The sequence below is a fragment of the Serratia sp. AXJ-M genome (assembly GCF_046531865.1).
In the GTDB taxonomy this organism is placed as follows: Bacteria; Pseudomonadota; Gammaproteobacteria; order Enterobacterales; family Enterobacteriaceae; genus Serratia; species Serratia liquefaciens.
The window spans coordinates 3,668,927-3,685,856 of the sequence record NZ_CP059394.1 but is presented as its reverse complement, the minus strand read 5'-3'; the positions used below and the strand labels follow the sequence as shown (position 1 = coordinate 3,685,856).

Below are 16,930 nucleotides of genomic sequence, written 5' to 3'. Positions count from 1 at the left end.
AAAAGACCGAACGTGTTTTTATGGAGAAAAATATGAACTTTCGCCTGACTGGGCTGGCTTTCACAACGGTGTTATTGGTGGGCTGTGCCAGCGCGCCACAAGATGAACCACAAGGGCGATCCGATCCTCTGGAAGGATTTAACCGGACGATGTTCAACTTCAACTATAACGTCCTGGATCCGTATGTACTTCGCCCGGTGGCCGTGGCCTGGCGCAACTACCTGCCCATGCCGGCGCGTAATGGGATAAGCAACTTTACGTCTAACCTGGAAGAGCCGGCCAGCATGGTCAACTCCTTCCTGAAAGGCGACCCCTATAAGGGGATGATCCACTTTAACCGTTTCTTCCTCAACACCCTTCTGGGGATGGGCGGTCTGATCGACGTGGCCGGGATGGCTAACCCGAAACTGGCTCGCGAAGAGCCTAACCGTTTCGGCAGCACCCTGGGGCATTATGGCGTCGGCTACGGTCCTTATGTGATGCTGCCGGGCTACGGCAGTTTCACCCTGCGTGAAGAGGGCGGTGACTGGGCGGATACGGTCTATCCGGTGCTGAGCTACCTGACCTTCTGGATGTCGGCGGGCAAATGGGTGGTTGAAGGGATTGAAACCCGTGCCGAGCTGTTGGATTCCGACGGCCTGCTGCGCAACTCTTCCGATCCGTACCTGATGGTGCGCGAAGCCTACTTCCAGCGTAACGACTTCCTGGCGAACGGCGGCTCGCTGAAACCTGAGATCAACCCGAACGCTCAGGCGATTCAGGGCGATCTGGACGAGATCGACTCGCAGTAATCTCGCTTGGCGAAGAGAAAGAACCCGCTTTGATGGCGGGTTTTTTTTATGCTTTGAGATCGGCGGGCACAAAAAAGCGCCCTAAGAAGGGCGCTCCTGGCTTCGTTATCGAAAAGATTAGAAGCGGTAGTTGAAGTTGGCGCCGTACAGCCAGGCCTTGCCCACGGATTCGAAGGTATATGGACCTTCTTTGATGGTGACTTTCTGGCCGTGCATGTAGGAAACACCGACGTCAACAGAGGCGTCTTTGTTGAATGCGTAGCTGGTACCTGCGCTCAACCAGAAGCGGTCCTGATCCGGGATAGAGATAGAACGGTTCTGGGCCGGCACCGGGCTGTCATCGAAGGCGATACCGGTACGGAAGGTCCAGTTATCGTCGTAGAAGTAGGTAGTACCCAGTGCGATGCGGTAAGCGTCTTTAAAGCCTTCGTGCTTCTCAAACAGGGTTTGACCGTTGTTGCCGGTAGCTTTCAGCTCCTGGAACTGGCTCCAGCTGGTGTAAGCCAGGCTGTAGTGGATAGCCCACTGCGGTGCAACCTTGTTGTAACCCGAGATTTCCCACATTTCCGGCAGGTTCAGATCCAGAGAGCCTGGGATGGTGGTGCCGTCGGTGCCCATAGGCAGGCCGAGAGCGCCAAGGAGCGGGTTATAGGCGGATGGCAGGCTGCTCTTGTAGTCGCCGTCAAACTTGATTTTGACTTCGGAACGGTAGGTGAAACCGTAACGGTTGTTTTCGTCCACTTCGTACAGAATGCCGGCGTTCCAGCCAAAGCCCCATTTGTCACCCTTCAGGTGAGAAATTTGAGTATCCGCCGGGATCTGTGAGACCGGGCCGGCCAATTGAGGTGGCAACTGGCCAGAACCTGCGATCAACTTCGGCAATTCACCGGCATAACGCTCGAGCTTGGCTTTGGCGTAAACCGCGTCAAAGCCCAGGCCGAAGCTGAATTGTTGGTTCAGACGGTAAGCACCGCTCAGGTTCAGGTTAAGTGTGGTCAGGTCAGTTTTACCGCCGTAAGCCCCTGCGGTGTAACCGTCGTTGAATTCTGTCGCCAGGCCGTAGTTGCTGGTGACCGAGCCGCCTACGGCAAACTGATCGTTAATCGGTTGAACATAATGCAGGTTTGGCACCCAGGCGGTAGGGGCGATGTTCTTGGAGTCGAGGCTGGCACCGGAAGGTGACTTGCCGGAGATATCTACATCCGGATCGATAAACACCGCACCGAAGGAAAGTTCCGGGCGGGTATACATCATCAGCAGGGCCGGGTTGCGGCTGGCGGAAGCTGCAGTATCCGCCATGGCGCCCTCGCCAGAATACGAACGTCCTAAACCAGCTGATGAAAACTCATTCAGCTGGAATCCTGCGGCAGACACGTTTGAAGAAATAATTGCCACTGCAGCTGCGAGAGCTGATTTAGTAAATAGGTTTTTCTGGCTCATGACCAAAACCTCATTATGTGTTTATTATTTAAACTATGTTACTCAAAGTAACAAGGAGCGCGGGATTGTAGGGTCCGTTATCATTCAGACAAATCAGACCAGTGGCTGAATTATAGGTCCGACCTGTGAAAATGTTGCAACAATGTTTTTGAGATATTTCCAAATTGATATCAAAAAGGAGATCTGCATAACAAAAAACCAGCGATGCATAACAATATTCTTACCATTCCTTAGCAGACGTCGATTTTCATTTGTGATTTCCATCACTTAAAACACCTATAAAAAGTAAGTGCTAGTGATCGGTTTCATCGCAGAGTAAAATAAACGCAGAATCTTGTGTCTTTGCGCCAGTAGCTAAATGGCAATTTGGACTCGCGTAACGGCGGTCCCTGAGGAGAATGAATCATGTCCAATCCAATTAATAAATGTAGTGCCCAGGAAACTGCCGCCTGTTGCTGTGTTGATGTCGGTACCGTGATGGACAATACCGATTGCACCGCCTCCTACAGCCAGGTGTTTGCCAATCAGCAGGATGCAGAAAAAATGTTGGCCACGCTGACCGAAAAAGCCCGCGGTGTAGAATCCGACCCTTGCGACATCAGCAGTAGCATTAAACCGGTTGACGGTGGCGTGGAACTGGTGGCTGATTTCACCTTCGCCTGCCAGGCAGAAACCCTGATTTTCCAACTCGGCCTGCGTTAATCACGGCTTTAAAACGGTGCGGGGTCATCCCGCGCCGCTCGCTTCCTCCTCAATCCCCCTCTAGAAAGTTGCTCCTGCTCTCAGTTTTCACTTCTGCCGGTTTGCCAAATGTAAACATTTGGTTAACAATGACCCCATCAGGTCAGACCTCTTCTTGACCGTTGCGCTGGCGTTATTTTCTTCAGGAGCGTTTATGAGTAAGGCACTGCCGTTGGTGACCCGTCACGGTGACCGTATTGCGATTGTAAATGGACTGCGGACCCCCTTTGCCAAACAGGCGACCGCTTATCACGGCATTCCAGCGGTGGATCTGGGGAAAACGGCGGTAAGTGAACTGTTAGCCCGCAGCGGTATCGATCCGGCGCTGATTGAACAACTGGTGTTCGGCCAGGTGGTGCAAATGCCTGAGGCGCCGAATATTGCGCGTGAAATCGTGCTCGGTACCGGCATGAGCGTGCATACCGATGCTTATAGCGTGTCGCGTGCCTGCGCTACCAGCTTCCAGGCGATTGCCAACGTGGCGGAAAGCATCATGGCAGGCAGCATCAGTATCGGCATCGCCGGTGGCGCTGACTCTTCTTCCGTTCTGCCTATCGGCGTCAGTAAAGCGCTGGCGCGCACGCTGGTGGACGTCAACAAAGCCCGTACCCTGTCGCAGCGTCTCAAGCTGTTTAGCCGACTGAAGTTCCGTGACCTGATGCCGGTGCCGCCGGCAGTGGCGGAATATTCCACCGGGCTGCGCATGGGCGATACCGCAGAGCAAATGGCGAAAAGCCACGGCATCACCCGGGAAGAGCAGGATGCGCTGGCGCACCGCTCTCACCAACTGGCTGCCAAAGCCTGGGAGCAGGGGCTGCTGCGCGACGAGGTGATGACGGCCTATGTGCCGCCATACCGTACGCAAATCACCGAAGACAACAACGTTCGCAAAGATTCCAGCCTGGCGTCCTACGCAAAGCTGAAACCGGCATTCGATCGCAAGCACGGCAGCGTTACCGCAGCCAACAGTACGCCGTTGACCGACGGCGCGGCAGCGGTGCTGATGATGAGTGAGTCGCGAGCGAAAGAGTTGGGGTTGCAACCGCTGGGTTATCTGCGCAGCTTTGCCTTCTCCGCCATCGATGTGTGGGAAGATATGCTGCTCGGGCCGTCTTACGCTACGCCGCTGGCGCTGGATCGCGCCGGCATCGGCCTGGCCGACCTGACCCTCATTGACATGCATGAAGCTTTTGCTGCCCAGACCCTGGCGAACCTGAAAATGTTTGCCAGCGACGAATTTGCTCAGAAAAAGCTGGGCCGCAGCCGGGCGATTGGCGAAGTGGACATGGAAAAATTCAACGTATTGGGTGGCTCAATTGCTTATGGTCACCCATTTGCCGCTACCGGCGCGCGCATGATCACCCAAACGTTGCACGAGCTGAAGCGTCGTGGCGGCGGACTGGGGCTGACGACCGCCTGCGCAGCCGGAGGGTTAGGGGCCGCAATGATCGTAGAGGTGGAATAATGAGCTTTGAAAACGCATTGCATGAACAGCGGGCCAAACCCTCGGCCTTTCAACTGACCCTTCGTCCGGACAACATTGGTGTGATCACCATCGATGTTCCGGGGGAGAAGGTAAACACCCTGAAGGCCGAGTTTGTCGAGCAGGTCAACGACGTACTGATCCGCGCGCAGCAGCATCCGGCGCTGGAAGGGCTGGTGATTATCTCCGGCAAGCCGGATTCGTTTATTGCCGGGGCGGATATCAGCATGATTGCCGCCTGTACCACTGCCAAAGAGGCCGAAGCGCTGGCGAAAAAAGGCCAAAGTACGCTGGCACAGATTGCCGCATTCCAGGTCCCTGTGGTGGCGGCTATTCACGGCGCCTGCTTAGGCGGTGGGCTGGAGCTGGCGTTGGCGTGCCACAGTCGCGTTTGTTCTCTGGATGACAAAACCGCACTCGGCCTGCCGGAAGTGCAGCTAGGTTTGCTGCCGGGTTCCGGTGGCACCCAGCGTTTGCCGCGGTTGATTGGTGCCAGCAAGGCGTTGGACATGATCCTGACCGGCAAACACATTCGGGCGCGTCAGGCGTTGCGTATGGGGTTAGTGGACGATGCCGTGCCCCAGTCAATTTTATTGCAGGCTGCCGTCGAACGGGTCAAGCAAGGCTGGCAGAGCCGGCGCGAATTGCCGTGGCAGGAGCGTTTGCTCAACGGCCCGCTAGGTAAAAGCCTGCTGTTCAGCATTGTGCGCAAGAAAACGCTGGAGAAAACGCACGGCAATTATCCTGCCGCAGAACGCATTATTCAGGTGGTGCGTACCGGTCTGGATCACGGCAGCGCCAGCGGTTATGAAGCCGAGGCGCGGGCGTTTGGCGAATTGGCCATGACCCCGCAGTCCGCCGCGTTGCGCAGCCTGTTCTTTGCCTCTACCTCCTTGAAGAAAGAACGCGGTGGCAATGCACAACCTCATGAACTGCACCGTATCGGCATTCTGGGTGGCGGCCTGATGGGCGGCGGTATCGCCTGTGTGACCGCCACGCGGGGTGGTTTGCCGGTGCGGATTAAAGACGTTAACGAAACGGGCATTAACCACGCGTTAAAATACAGTTGGGACGTGCTCGGCAAGCGGGTACGCAGTAAACGCATGCGCCCGGCGGAACGGCAAAAACAGATGATGCTGATCTCCGGTTCGACCGATTACACCGGTTTTGAACGGGTGGACGTGGTGATTGAGGCGGTGTTCGAAGACCTGGCGCTGAAGCAGCAGATGGTGGCCGAGATAGAACAGCACGCGGCGCCACACACCATCTTTGCCTCCAATACCTCATCGCTGCCGATTGGCCAGATTGCCGCCAAGGCGCAGCGCCCTGAGCAGGTGATCGGCCTGCATTATTTCAGCCCGGTGGATAAAATGCCGTTGGTTGAGGTGATCCCACACGCCACCACCAGCGAAGAAACCATAGCCACCACCGTGGCGCTGGCGCACAAGCAGGGCAAAACGGCGATTGTAGTGGCCGACCGCGCCGGTTTCTACGTTAACCGTATTCTGGCTCCTTATATAAATGAAGCGACTCGTTGCCTGCTGGAAGGCGAACCGATTGAAGCGCTGGACAAGGCGCTGGTGGATTTCGGTTTCCCGGTTGGGCCGATAACTCTGCTGGATGAAGTGGGCATCGACGTCGGTACCAAGATTATCCCGGTGCTGGTAGAGCAGTTAGGGCCGCGCTTTGCCGCTCCAGCCGCCTTCGAGGCGGTGTTGAAAGACGGACGCAAAGGGCGCAAAAACGGCCGTGGTTTTTATCTCTACCCCAGTGAAGGCCAGCAGCGTCAGCGGAGCAAGCGCGCTGATACCTCGGTCTATCTTTTGCTGGGCATCACGCCGAAGTCGCATTTACAACCGGCCGTCATCGCGCAGCGTTGCGTAATGATGATGCTCAATGAAGCCGCACGTTGTCTGGATGAAGGCGTGATCCGCAGCGCGCGCGACGGCGATATCGGCGCGGTGTTCGGCATTGGTTTTCCTCCATTCCTCGGCGGGCCTTTCCGTTATATGGATCAGTTGGGGGCCGATAAGGTGGTTAAAACGCTGGAGTACCTGCAGCGGCAGCACGGTGAATATTTTGCGCCTTGCGAACGCCTGCAGCGCATGGCTCAGCAGGGTGAACGCTTCTATCCGCAGGGGACCTGAGCGGCGCGGCGACGTGATTTGTACTAGAGTAGGATCAAGGTTGCATGTGATCACTATCACTCCTTGCAATACCGGTATTCCCTGACCCTATACAGGGAGATAGGGACGAGGTAACGTAGCCTGATGGCGGTGAAAGGCTGGCCGCCATCAATAAAATTCATGATGAGAAGGTTGAAATTTAACCTGTTGAATTGGTTGTTATGTGAGCGCTGAATTCCCGTTAAGGCGCCATTGATGTAAAAAACAGCATTTTCTTTACGTGAACTTTCAGGCAAAATGCCCGGCCGCCATAAAGAGACGGCGCGTTATCGTTTCAAAGCGTTTGCTTTGGGGTTGTAAAACTCGGCGATACAGCACGCTCGGCGTTTCTGTATAGCGTTATTTTGTCAACAACAGCGGTGCAATATGCAAGTTTTGATTATGCGTCACGGAGAGGCGGCACTTGATGCGGCCAGCGATTCGGTAAGACCTCTTACTGTTTGTGGCCGTGATGAGTCACGTCAGATGGCGGCCTGGTTAAATACCAAGTCTGTGGATATTGAACGCGTGCTGGTCAGCCCGTACCTGCGGGCAGAGCAGACGCTGGCTACGGTTCGCGAAGCCTTGACCCTGCCGGCAAGCGAAGAAGTGCTGCCTGAGCTGACGCCGGGCGGAGATGCCAGCCTGGTCGGCAGCTACCTGCAGGCGCTGGCGCAGCAGGGGGTTCACGCGGTGCTGATCGTCTCCCACTTACCGCTGGTGGGTTACCTGGTGGCGGAACTCTGTCCGGGCGAATGCCCGCCGATGTTCGCGACCTCGGCAATTGCCAATGTCGATTTGGCCGCCGACGGCAGCTACGGTAAATTTGAGTGGCAGGTGAGTCCATCGCAGGTGATGGCTAAAGTATAAGGCACCCCAGGGCGGGGCCAAAACGAAAGGGCGATGTCAAACATCGCCCTTTGTCATTTCTGCCGTTCACTCAGCCAGTTCGACCAGCAGTAAAATCGCCGCGCTGCCGCCCCATTCTTTGGGCGCCTGGTGAAACACCAGCACGTCAGGGTGCTGCGCCAACCATAGCGGCGTCTGCTGTTTGAGGATGTGCTTGCCGTGGCCGTGCATTACGCAGGCGCAGTGCACGTGTTCGCGCTTGCAGGCGGCGATCAGCGCCCCCAGCTCTTGCTTGGCCTGCATCTGGGTCAGGCCATGAAGATCGAGAAACAGCTCCGGTGAATAATCGCCGCGACGCAGCTTTTTCAGTTCAAAGGCACTGTAACCGGGGCGCACATAGCGCGTCGGGCCTTCCTCTTCCAACTGTGGCTGGTATTCATCCGAGAAATAATAACTGGCGTCTACCTGTTCCTGAAGCAGGCGCTGTGGAGCAATTTTCTTGGTGACAGGCTTGGGTTTACGGTGGACGATGGTGTCCTGACGCAGCTTTTTTGCGTCTACTACCGACTCTCTGAAGAGCTGCAATTCATCTTTGCTCAGAGGGTGCTTGTTCTTCATTTGGAATTCACCGGAAATCATTTATCGCGATAGTTTACCTTGTCGCGGGTCTCTGTCGACGCAAAATTCACGCCAGAATGAAAAGCGCAAGGGGTTAGCGTGATTTGTCGCGGGCTTCATGGCAAACTATGCGGCTAAATCATGAATCACAGTGCCTGCCGGAGGGCAAATTGGACAAAATTTTCGTCGAGGAAGCAGTGAACGAACTGCACACCATTCAAGATATGCTGCGCTGGACGGTCAGCCGTTTTAACGCCGCTGATATCTACTATGGTCACGGAACCGATAATCCGTGGGACGAAGCGGTGCAATTGGTGCTGCCAAGCCTGTTCCTGCCACTGGACATTCCAGAGGACATGCACACCGCCCGTTTGACCTCCAGCGAGCGCCACCGCATCGTTGAGCGCGTGATCCGCCGCGTCAACGAACGTGTCCCGGTAGCCTATCTGACCAATAAAGCCTGGTTCTGCGATCTGGAATTCTACGTTGATGAGCGTGTGTTGGTTCCGCGTTCCCCGATTGGCGAACTGATCAACGATCGCTTCAGCGCCCTGATCCCGCACCCGCCGCGCCATATTCTCGACATGTGTACCGGCAGCGGCTGTATCGCCATTGCCTGCAGCTACGCTTTCCCGGAAGCGGAAGTTGACGCGGTCGATATCTCCAGCGACGTGCTGGCGGTGACCGAGCGCAATATTCAGGCGCTCGGCGTTGAACAACAGGTGATCCCGATCCGTTCCGATCTGTTCCGCGATGTTCCCGCGATCCAGTACGATCTGATCGTCACCAATCCGCCGTACGTGGATGCGGAAGACATGTCCGACCTGCCGCAGGAATTCCGCTTTGAGCCAGAGTTGGGCCTGGCGGCCGGCAGCGATGGCCTGAAGCTGGTGCGCCGTATTTTGGCCTGCGCACCGGACTACCTGAGCGACGACGGCGTGCTGATTTGTGAAGTGGGTAACAGCATGGTACATCTGATGGAACAATATCCGGATATTCCGTTCACCTGGCTGGAGTTTGAAAACGGCGGTGACGGCGTGTTCATGCTGACCAAGCAGCAACTGGTGGATTGCAAAGAGCACTTCAGCCTCTACCGCAGCTAAGCATTCTTCGGGCCTGCTTTGGCGGGCCCCACAAAGATAATAATTAAGGGTAAGGAGCCGCGATGGCAGGAAACAGTATTGGGCAGATTTTCCGCGTCACCACATTTGGTGAATCTCACGGTGTGGCGCTGGGATGTATCGTAGACGGCGTACCGCCGGGTATCCCGCTTACCGAAGCCGATCTGCAGCACGACCTGGACCGTCGCCGTCCAGGCACCTCTCGCTATACCACTCAACGTCGCGAACCGGATCAGGTACGTATTCTTTCCGGCGTGTTTGAAGGTGTGACCACCGGTACCAGCATCGGGCTGATGATAGAAAACACTGACCAGCGTTCACAAGATTACGGCGCTATCAAAGACGTGTTCCGTCCGGGGCATGCGGATTACACCTACGAACAAAAATACGGCGTGCGCGATTATCGCGGCGGTGGTCGTTCTTCGGCTCGTGAAACCGCCATGCGCGTTGCGGCAGGGGCTATTGCCAAGAAATACCTGCTGCAGAAATATGGCGTACAGGTGCGCGGCTATCTGGCGCAGATCGGCGACGTGGTCTGTGAGCTGAAAGATTGGGAGCAGGTTGAACAGAACCCGTTCTTCTGCCCGGATCCCGATAAGCTGGAAGCCCTGGATGAACTGATGCGTGCGCTGAAGAAAGAGGGCGACTCCATTGGTGCCAAGGTCAGCGTGATTGCCGAAAACGTGCCGGTTGGCCTCGGTGAGCCGGTGTTTGACCGCCTCGACGCGGATCTGGCGCATGCGTTAATGAGCATCAATGCGGTGAAAGGCGTGGAAATCGGCGACGGTTTCGCGGTGGTCAACAAGCGCGGCAGCGAAAACCGTGATGAGATCACCCCGGAAGGCTTCCAGAGCAACCATGCCGGCGGCATTCTCGGTGGTATCAGCAGCGGTCAGCCGGTCATTGCTCACCTGGCGCTGAAACCCACCTCCAGCATTATGGTGCCGGGCAGAACCATTAACCGTCAGGGCGAAGCGGTGGAGATGGTCACCCGTGGTCGTCACGATCCTTGCGTAGGTATTCGTGCGGTGCCGATTGCCGAAGCGATGATGGCGATTGTGCTGATGGATCACCTGCTGCGCCAGCGTGCGCAAAACGGTGATGTGGTCTCTAACGTTCCACGCTGGTAACTCCCATGAAAAACTGGATGTTGGGCATCCTTGCCCTGATGGCTTCGGGCTCCGCCCTGGCGCTGACGCCGTGGCAGAAGATCGACCACCCGGTGGCCGGCGCGCCGCAGGCAGTGGGCGGTTTTGCCAATGGTTGCATTATCGGCGCTCAGCCGTTACCGCTGAACTCACCGGATTATCAGGTGATGCGACCCGATCAACGCCGCTACTTCGGCCACCCGGATCTGCTGGCGTTTATCCAGCGCCTGAGCAGCAAAGCCAGCCAAAGAAATTTGGGCACGGTGCTGATCGGCGATATGGCAATGCCGGCCGGTGGGCGCTTTAGCAGCGGCCATGCCAGCCATCAGTCCGGGCTTGATGTCGACATCTGGTTACAGTTGCCGCGCCAGCGTTGGAGTGCGCAGCAGTTGCTGAAGCCGCAGCCGATCGATCTGGTTTCCAGCGACGGCAAGCAGGTGGTTGCTCGCCAGTGGCAGCCGCAGATTGAATCGCTGATCAAAGCGGCGGCGCAGGATCAGGAAGTGACGCGCATCTTCGTTAACCCGGCGATCAAGCAGCGTCTGTGTCTGGATGCCGGTGCCGATCGCGACTGGCTGCACAAGGTGCGCCCGTGGTTTGGTCATCGTGCCCACATGCACGTGCGTCTGCGCTGCCCGGCAGGCAGCCTGGAATGTAAAGAACAGGATACGCCGCCGCCGGGTGACGGTTGCGGTGCCGAGCTGGCAAGCTGGTTCGTGCCGCATCAGCCGAGCGCCAAACCGGGTAAACCGGTGCCGCCGCCGTTACCGCCGACCTGTCAGGCTTTGCTGGATAACCATTTCGCTGCGGAATAATATACCCAAAGTAATTGGAGTTGCATCAAGGCGGTAAGGGAAGGAATCCCGATGAGCTTACACGAGTAAGTGATTCGGGTGAGTGAGTGCAATCAACACAGATGCAGCTTCAAGTAAGAGGGGTATAAATGGACTGGTTCGTCGTAGGCCCCGAGATGCTCGGGGTTTTGTTTGTGGTGGCGTTACTCGCAGGCTTTATCGACTCTATCGCCGGCGGCGGCGGGCTGTTAACCGTACCGGCACTGCTGGCGGTGGGGGTTCCCCCGGCGCAGGCGCTGGCGACCAACAAGCTGCAGTCGGTGGGCGGTTCCCTCTCCGCCAGTCTGTATTTTATCCGCCGACGAGCGGTCGATCTCAACGATCAGAAGCTGACCATTTTGCTGGCCCTGATCGGTTCCGTTGCCGGGGCTGTGCTGGTGCAGCACATGCGCGCCGATCTGCTGCGGCAAATGCTGCCGTTATTGGTGATCGGCATCGGCCTGTACTTCCTGCTGACGCCGCGTTTGGGGGAAAACGATCGGCAGCGCCGTTTGAGCGCCTTGCCGTTCGGGCTGGTGGCCGGTGGCTGCGTCGGTTTTTACGATGGCTTCTTTGGGCCCGGTGCCGGTTCCTTCTATGCGCTGGCCTACGTAACGCTGTGCGGTTTTAACCTGGCCAAATCCACCGCGCACGCCAAGGTGCTGAACTTCACTTCCAACTTTGGCAGCCTGGTGTTGTTTATCATTGGCGGCAAAGTGCTGTGGGGTATTGGCCTGGTGATGCTGGTTGGGCAGGTGCTCGGTGCGCGCCTCGGGGCTCACATGGTGATGACCCGCGGGCAAAAGCTGATCCGACCGATGATCGTTATCGTTTCTCTGGTGATGAGCTGCAAGCTCTTGTACGACAACCACGGCGCTGAAATTCAGCAGTGGCTGGCCCTGCATTTTTAGCATGCTAAAAGAGCGGTAAAATGAAATAATTACCTCTTTATTTTTGTGGTTATTGGATTTTTATTTATGTCAGACACACAGGCTACCCATCAATATGAGCAACTGATTGAAATTTTTAATCAGTGCTTCAGCGATGAATACAACACGCGACTGGTCAAAGGCGACGATGAACCGATCTATTTGCCGGCCGACGATCAGCTGCCGTATAACCGGATCGTTTTTGCTCATGGCTATTACGCCAGCGGCATGCATGAAATCTCGCACTGGTGCATCGCCGGCGAACAGCGCCGCAAGTTGGTAGATTTCGGTTACTGGTACTGCCCGGACGGGCGAGACGCACAGACGCAAAGTGAATTTGAAGCGGTGGAAATTAAACCGCAATCTTTGGAATGGATGTTCTGCGTCGCCGCCGGTTTCCCGTTCAATGTCAGTTGCGACAACCTCAACGGTGACTGCGAGCCGGACCGCATTGCCTTCCAGCGTAAGGTGCGCGAACGGGTGCTGCTGTTGTTGGAGCAGGGAATACCCACAAGACCTGCGCGCTTTATTCAGGCGTTACAATCGTTTTACAATACGCCACCGCTGGCGGCGGAGCATTTTCCCTATCCGGAAGATCTCAACTGACTATACCCTAAATACTTGGAGTTGCATCGCGGCGGCAAGCCTGCGAGTCCCTGGGAGCATAGTCCACTATGTGACCGGGGCGAGTCGGCGCAGCCAACAAAGAAGCAGCTTCAAGTATGACGGGTATATATGTTTAACTGAAAATAGATACCCAATAGCTTTCAAGCTGTAGCTAGGCGGCAAGCAAACAAATCCCCAGGAGCTTACTCAGGTAAGTGACTGGGGTACGTGAGCGCAGCCAACAACGCTAGAGTTTGAAAGATGAAGGGTATGAGAGGAAATTTGATGATCGCAGAATTCGAAGCGCGCATTTTGGCGCTGATTGATGACATGGTAGAGCACGCCAGCGATGATGAACTGTTTGCCGGTGGCTACCTGCGCGGTCATCTGACGTTGGCGGTTGCCGAGGTCGAAGAGCTGGGTGAACACTCCGCTGAAGCGCTGAAGGCGCAGGTGGAAGGCAGCCTGCATAAAGCCATTGCCGCCGGTGAACTGTCACCACCGGATCAGGCACTGGTGTATGGCATGTGGGAAACGCTGTACAAAACGGCATTGCCTACCGCCTGATAGTGCTTCTGCAGGGCGCTGTCGCCGGCGCCCTGCGTGATTTTTCTTACGCTACCGCACGTCCCTTCAGTAATTTCCTTACCCACATTCTATTCGGGTTCAACGCCGCTAACAGGTCTGCGTCGCCCGGCAAAGGTTCGCCAAACAGCTGCGCCGCCAAAATCTCTGCCGCCAGCGGGGCCGAGCACAACCCACGAGAGCCTAACCCGCCAATCATGAACAGATTGGGGTAGCTCGGCGCATTGGCGATAGCTTCACCGCGTTGGTGTTGACGTTGCAAATCCTGGTACTGCGTTAGCGTGGCCTGGTAGTCGGGTACTGCACCTACCATTGGCAGGTGATCGCGAGTGGCGCTGCGTACGCCGCAGCGCGCCTGGCGGTCGCTGACGTCCACCTCCAGCGGCCAGGTTTGATCCGGCAGGCAACGTAGCAGGCGAGCCCGATTTTCCTGCTGCTCTTCTTCGCGGTATTCGGTGGCGGTCTCGCCGCGCTGGTAACTGGCGCCGATACAGTGCTGCTGATTATTGGCATTCACCGGCGTCAGGTAGCCGTCGTAACACAGCACCTGCTTCAATGCACTCAACTGCGGCGTGGTAGGAATATGGGATACCTGACCGCGCACCGCATAAACCGGCAGCGCTTCACTTTGCGTCAGTTCGGACAACCGATGGCCGTTGGCCAGAATCACCGTCGCATGCTGCCGAATTTCACCCTGGCTAAAGCTGAGTTGCCAACCTGCTTCTTGGACGGTCAGAGCGCTGAGCGTAGCGTCATAATGGCAGCGCATCCCTTGACGTTGCGCCAGCGCAATCGCACTGCGCGTCAGCTCGGCCGGACACAGCCAGCCACCCTGCGGGTAGTTAATGCCGCCAAAACCGCTGTCGACGCCGCACAAGGCGCTGAGCGTAGCGCGGTCGGCCGGCATGGCGAGCGCCTGCGGCCATTCAACCGCCAGCATCTTGGCAATTTTCCCGGCGCTCTTCTCGTCAAAGGCCAGTTGGCTCACACCGCACCACTGATGGTCGAATTCCACGCCCTGTCGCACCAGTGCATCGTACTGACGACGGGCAAACGGAAACGCGGCGCTGAAGAAATTTTCCAGCGCATCGGCTCGGCCGTTCAACAAAGGGTAGAGTGCGCCCTGACGGTTGCCTGATGCCCCTTCGCCCGGCTGCGGATCTGCGCAATACAGCGTGACTTTTGCGCCGCGTCGCAACAGGGCGAGGGCGGTTAGCGCGCTGGCGACGCCGCCGCCAATGATGGCGATATCATCGGTATTCTCCGCCACCGGGCGCTTCAGCCAGGGAGCAGGGTGAGCGACGGCCGGCGCATCGGCAGGCAACTCGCCGGTCAGCATCTCTCGCTTCTGGCCGAAGCCTTTGGTTTTGATGACATCAAAACCGGCCTGCTGCAAGCCGCGACGCACGAAGCCTGCGGCGGTAAAGGTGGCAAGGCTGCCGCCCGGCCGGGCAAAGCGCGCCATGGCGGTGAACAGCTGCTCCGTCCACATATCCGGGTTCTTTGCCGGGGCGAAGCCATCGAGGAACCAGGCGTCGATTTGACGGTTAATGCTGGCGTCGAAGTGAGGCAGCAACGCGTTCACGTCGCCAAACCACAGATCGAGCGTGATGCGCCCTTCGGCCAGCAGCAGGCGGTGGCAGCCCGGCAGCGGCAACGGCCATTGAGCGCGTAATTCATCGGCATATGGCGCCAGTTCCGGCCAGCGGGCATGCGCCGCCGCCAAATCGGCCTGCAGCAGCGGGAATTTTTCAAAGCTGATAAAGTGCAGGCGCTGAAGCGGGGCTTCCGGCATCGCCGTGCGGAAACCGGCAAAGGCCTGCCACAGCGTCAAAAAGTTAAGCCCGGTGCCGAAGCCGGTTTCCGCCACGATAAACAGCGGGCGAGGGTGGTCGGCAAAACGTTGCGGCAGTCGGTTGCCCATGAGAAACACATAGCGGGTTTCTTCCAGCCCATCCTGATTGGAAAAGTAGACGTCATCAAACTGTTTCGAAACAGGTGTACCCTGTTCATTCCAGGATAACGCTGCGGTTTGGATCGGGGCGTGGCTCACGGTTAGTTGCTCGTAACTCAAGGGGTGACGGGATTCTAACGGCGCTGGCGCTATGGCGCAAACTGGATAAGAATAAAGCTGAAAAACGCTGATCGGACTTGTTCGGCGTACATCTGTACGCTAAAGTGCGATGCAAAATCCCGAATGTAAAATTGTGGAAGAGGTATTGAATGAAACGTGCAGTGATTACTGGCCTGGGAATCGTCTCCAGCATTGGTAACAACCAGCAGGAGGTCCTGGCGAGCCTGCAGGAAGGACGTTCTGGGATCACTTTCTCCCAGGAGCTGAAAGATTCCGGCATGCGTAGTCACGTATGGGGCGATGTTAAACTGGACACTACGGGTCTGATTGACCGTAAAGTGATGCGCTTTATGAGCGACGCGTCCGTTTATGCCTATCTTTCCATGGAAGAAGCCATCAAGGACTCAGGTCTGGCTGCCGATCAGGTTTCCAACGATCGCACCGGTCTGGTTGTTGGCTCAGGTGGTGGTTCTCCGCGCAACCAGGTTGCCGGATCCGATGGCATGCGTGCCAAAGGCCTGCGCGGCGTGGGTCCGTACATGGTGACCAAGGCTATGGCTTCAGGCGTTTCCGCTTGCCTGGCAACCCCGTTCAAAATTCGTGGCGTTAACTATTCCATCAGCTCTGCTTGCGCAACCTCTGCACACTGCATTGGTCACGCGGTTGAACTGATCCAACTGGGCAAACAGGACGTGGTCTTTGCCGGCGGCGGCGAAGAGCTGTGCTGGGAAATGGCCTGTGAGTTCGATGCGATGGGCGCACTGTCCACCAGCTACAACGACACCCCTGAAAAAGCTTCTCGTACTTACGACTCTGCCCGTGACGGTTTCGTCATCGCCGGCGGCGGCGGTATGGTGGTGGTTGAAGAGCTGGAACACGCTCTGGCGCGTGGTGCGCACATCTATGCTGAAATCATCGGCTACGGTGCGACCTCCGACGGTGCCGACATGGTGGCTCCATCAGGTGAAGGCGCGGTGCGCTGCATGAAGATGGCTCTGCAGGGCGTTGATACCCCAATCGACTACATGAACGTTCACGGCACCTCCACGCCGGTGGGCGACGTGAAAGAGCTGGGTGCCATTCGCGAAGTGTTTGGTGACAACACCCCGGCAATCTCTTCCACCAAGGCGATGACCGGTCACTCACTGGGTGCCGCGGGCGTGCAGGAAGCGATCTACAGCCTGCTGATGGTTGAGCACGGCTTTATCGCGCCGAGCATCAACATCGATAACCTGGATGAGAAAGCCGCTGGCATGAACATCGTGACTGAGCCAACTCAACGCGAGTTGACCACCGTGATGTCCAACAGCTTTGGCTTCGGCGGCACCAACGCCACGCTGGTGATGCGTAAGCTGCAGAAGTAATTCCGGCCTCAAGGTTCTGGATCAAGCCCGCATTTTTGCGGGCTTTTTAATGCCTGCAATCCCTGCCGACGGGCCGCTAGGAGTTATCCCAAATTACATCTCCTGACGGATCATTAACGCTTTGTTCAGCCTTTTGCGCATACAATGGCTCAATAGCGCGAATATCACTCGGCGTAGCGTTTC

15 protein-coding genes are annotated in these 16,930 nt (G+C 56.8%); 12 read left to right on the top strand and 3 right to left on the bottom strand.

The window, feature by feature from the left end; genetic code table 11:
• Window positions 1–32 precede the first annotated feature (32 nt).
• On the top strand, window positions 33–791 hold the full coding sequence (gene mlaA / locus H0S68_RS17230; RefSeq protein ID WP_020827918.1) for a phospholipid-binding lipoprotein MlaA: 759 nt from the start codon (window positions 33–35) through the stop codon (window positions 789–791).
• A gap of 117 nt (window positions 792–908) precedes the next feature.
• Here mlaA and fadL read toward each other — a convergent pair whose 3' ends face one another.
• Window positions 909–2,231 (bottom strand): long-chain fatty acid transporter FadL, encoded by a 1,323-nt coding sequence (gene fadL / locus H0S68_RS17225; protein WP_122079931.1) that lies wholly within the window; start codon window positions 2,229–2,231, stop codon window positions 909–911.
• 405 nt (window positions 2,232–2,636) lie between these two features.
• On the opposite strand from fadL, the gene H0S68_RS17220 reads away from it, so the two are divergent.
• From H0S68_RS17220 to sixA, 4 genes are all read left to right on the top strand, one after another.
• Window positions 2,637–2,933 carry a YfcZ/YiiS family protein gene (locus H0S68_RS17220; RefSeq protein ID WP_020827916.1) on the top strand — a complete coding sequence of 99 codons (297 nt, stop codon included), beginning with the start codon at window positions 2,637–2,639 and terminating at the stop codon, window positions 2,931–2,933.
• Between the two features lie 193 nt (window positions 2,934–3,126).
• On the top strand, window positions 3,127–4,437 hold the full coding sequence (fadI, locus tag H0S68_RS17215; RefSeq protein ID WP_044552712.1) for an acetyl-CoA C-acyltransferase FadI: 1,311 nt from the start codon (window positions 3,127–3,129) through the stop codon (window positions 4,435–4,437).
• Window positions 4,437–6,602, top strand: a complete 2,166-nt coding sequence (gene fadJ, locus H0S68_RS17210) for a fatty acid oxidation complex subunit alpha FadJ (protein WP_048762974.1) — start codon at window positions 4,437–4,439, stop codon at window positions 6,600–6,602. The genes fadI and fadJ overlap by 1 nt, the downstream gene beginning before the upstream one ends.
• A gap of 405 nt (window positions 6,603–7,007) precedes the next feature.
• Window positions 7,008–7,490 (top strand): phosphohistidine phosphatase SixA, encoded by a 483-nt coding sequence (gene sixA / locus H0S68_RS17205; protein WP_041414795.1) that lies wholly within the window; start codon window positions 7,008–7,010, stop codon window positions 7,488–7,490.
• 66 nt (window positions 7,491–7,556) lie between these two features.
• Here the strand turns inward: sixA and smrB are convergent, their stop codons facing one another.
• Window positions 7,557–8,087 (bottom strand): endonuclease SmrB, encoded by a 531-nt coding sequence (smrB, locus tag H0S68_RS17200; protein WP_041415545.1) that lies wholly within the window; start codon window positions 8,085–8,087, stop codon window positions 7,557–7,559.
• A gap of 170 nt (window positions 8,088–8,257) precedes the next feature.
• Between smrB and prmB the strand changes: the two genes are divergently transcribed.
• From prmB to H0S68_RS17170, 6 genes are all read left to right on the top strand, one after another.
• Window positions 8,258–9,190: a 50S ribosomal protein L3 N(5)-glutamine methyltransferase gene (gene prmB / locus H0S68_RS17195; protein WP_041415542.1), complete on the top strand. Its 933-nt coding sequence runs from the start codon at window positions 8,258–8,260 to the stop codon at window positions 9,188–9,190.
• 62 nt (window positions 9,191–9,252) lie between these two features.
• Complete coding sequence (aroC, locus tag H0S68_RS17190; RefSeq protein ID WP_020827910.1) at window positions 9,253–10,338, top strand: chorismate synthase; 1,086 nt, start codon at window positions 9,253–9,255, stop codon at window positions 10,336–10,338.
• A gap of 5 nt (window positions 10,339–10,343) precedes the next feature.
• A complete protein-coding gene (gene mepA, locus H0S68_RS17185) occupies window positions 10,344–11,171 on the top strand; it encodes a penicillin-insensitive murein endopeptidase (RefSeq protein WP_044552709.1) in 828 nt (275 codons plus the stop codon).
• 128 nt (window positions 11,172–11,299) lie between these two features.
• A complete protein-coding gene (locus tag H0S68_RS17180) occupies window positions 11,300–12,100 on the top strand; it encodes a sulfite exporter TauE/SafE family protein (protein WP_046373022.1) in 801 nt (266 codons plus the stop codon).
• A gap of 66 nt (window positions 12,101–12,166) precedes the next feature.
• Window positions 12,167–12,724, top strand: a complete 558-nt coding sequence (locus tag H0S68_RS17175) for an elongation factor P hydroxylase (RefSeq protein WP_020827907.1) — start codon at window positions 12,167–12,169, stop codon at window positions 12,722–12,724.
• 285 nt (window positions 12,725–13,009) lie between these two features.
• Window positions 13,010–13,291 carry a YfcL family protein gene (locus tag H0S68_RS17170; protein WP_020827906.1) on the top strand — a complete coding sequence of 94 codons (282 nt, stop codon included), beginning with the start codon at window positions 13,010–13,012 and terminating at the stop codon, window positions 13,289–13,291.
• 46 nt (window positions 13,292–13,337) lie between these two features.
• On the opposite strand, the gene mnmC is transcribed toward H0S68_RS17170, so the two are convergent.
• Entirely contained in the window at window positions 13,338–15,362 is a 2,025-nt protein-coding gene (mnmC, locus tag H0S68_RS17165; protein ID WP_410528871.1) for a bifunctional tRNA (5-methylaminomethyl-2-thiouridine)(34)-methyltransferase MnmD/FAD-dependent 5-carboxymethylaminomethyl-2-thiouridine(34) oxidoreductase MnmC, read from the bottom strand.
• 170 nt (window positions 15,363–15,532) lie between these two features.
• On the opposite strand from mnmC, the gene fabB reads away from it, so the two are divergent.
• On the top strand, window positions 15,533–16,747 hold the full coding sequence (fabB, locus tag H0S68_RS17160; protein ID WP_020827904.1) for a beta-ketoacyl-ACP synthase I: 1,215 nt from the start codon (window positions 15,533–15,535) through the stop codon (window positions 16,745–16,747).
• Window positions 16,748–16,930 lie beyond the last annotated feature (183 nt).

Coding starts and splice junctions, on each gene's coding strand:
- mlaA (WP_020827918.1), top strand. CDS start 33: ATGAACTTTCGCCTGACTGGGCTGGCTTTCACAACGGTGTTATTGGTG.
- fadL (WP_122079931.1), bottom strand. CDS start 2,231: ATGAGCCAGAAAAACCTATTTACTAAATCAGCTCTCGCAGCTGCAGTG.
- H0S68_RS17220 (WP_020827916.1), top strand. CDS start 2,637: ATGTCCAATCCAATTAATAAATGTAGTGCCCAGGAAACTGCCGCCTGT.
- fadI (WP_044552712.1), top strand. CDS start 3,127: ATGAGTAAGGCACTGCCGTTGGTGACCCGTCACGGTGACCGTATTGCG.
- fadJ (WP_048762974.1), top strand. CDS start 4,437: ATGAGCTTTGAAAACGCATTGCATGAACAGCGGGCCAAACCCTCGGCC.
- sixA (WP_041414795.1), top strand. CDS start 7,008: ATGCAAGTTTTGATTATGCGTCACGGAGAGGCGGCACTTGATGCGGCC.
- smrB (WP_041415545.1), bottom strand. CDS start 8,087: ATGAAGAACAAGCACCCTCTGAGCAAAGATGAATTGCAGCTCTTCAGA.
- aroC (WP_020827910.1), top strand. CDS start 9,253: ATGGCAGGAAACAGTATTGGGCAGATTTTCCGCGTCACCACATTTGGT.
- mepA (WP_044552709.1), top strand. CDS start 10,344: ATGAAAAACTGGATGTTGGGCATCCTTGCCCTGATGGCTTCGGGCTCC.
- H0S68_RS17180 (WP_046373022.1), top strand. CDS start 11,300: ATGGACTGGTTCGTCGTAGGCCCCGAGATGCTCGGGGTTTTGTTTGTG.
- H0S68_RS17175 (WP_020827907.1), top strand. CDS start 12,167: ATGTCAGACACACAGGCTACCCATCAATATGAGCAACTGATTGAAATT.
- H0S68_RS17170 (WP_020827906.1), top strand. CDS start 13,010: ATGATCGCAGAATTCGAAGCGCGCATTTTGGCGCTGATTGATGACATG.
- fabB (WP_020827904.1), top strand. CDS start 15,533: ATGAAACGTGCAGTGATTACTGGCCTGGGAATCGTCTCCAGCATTGGT.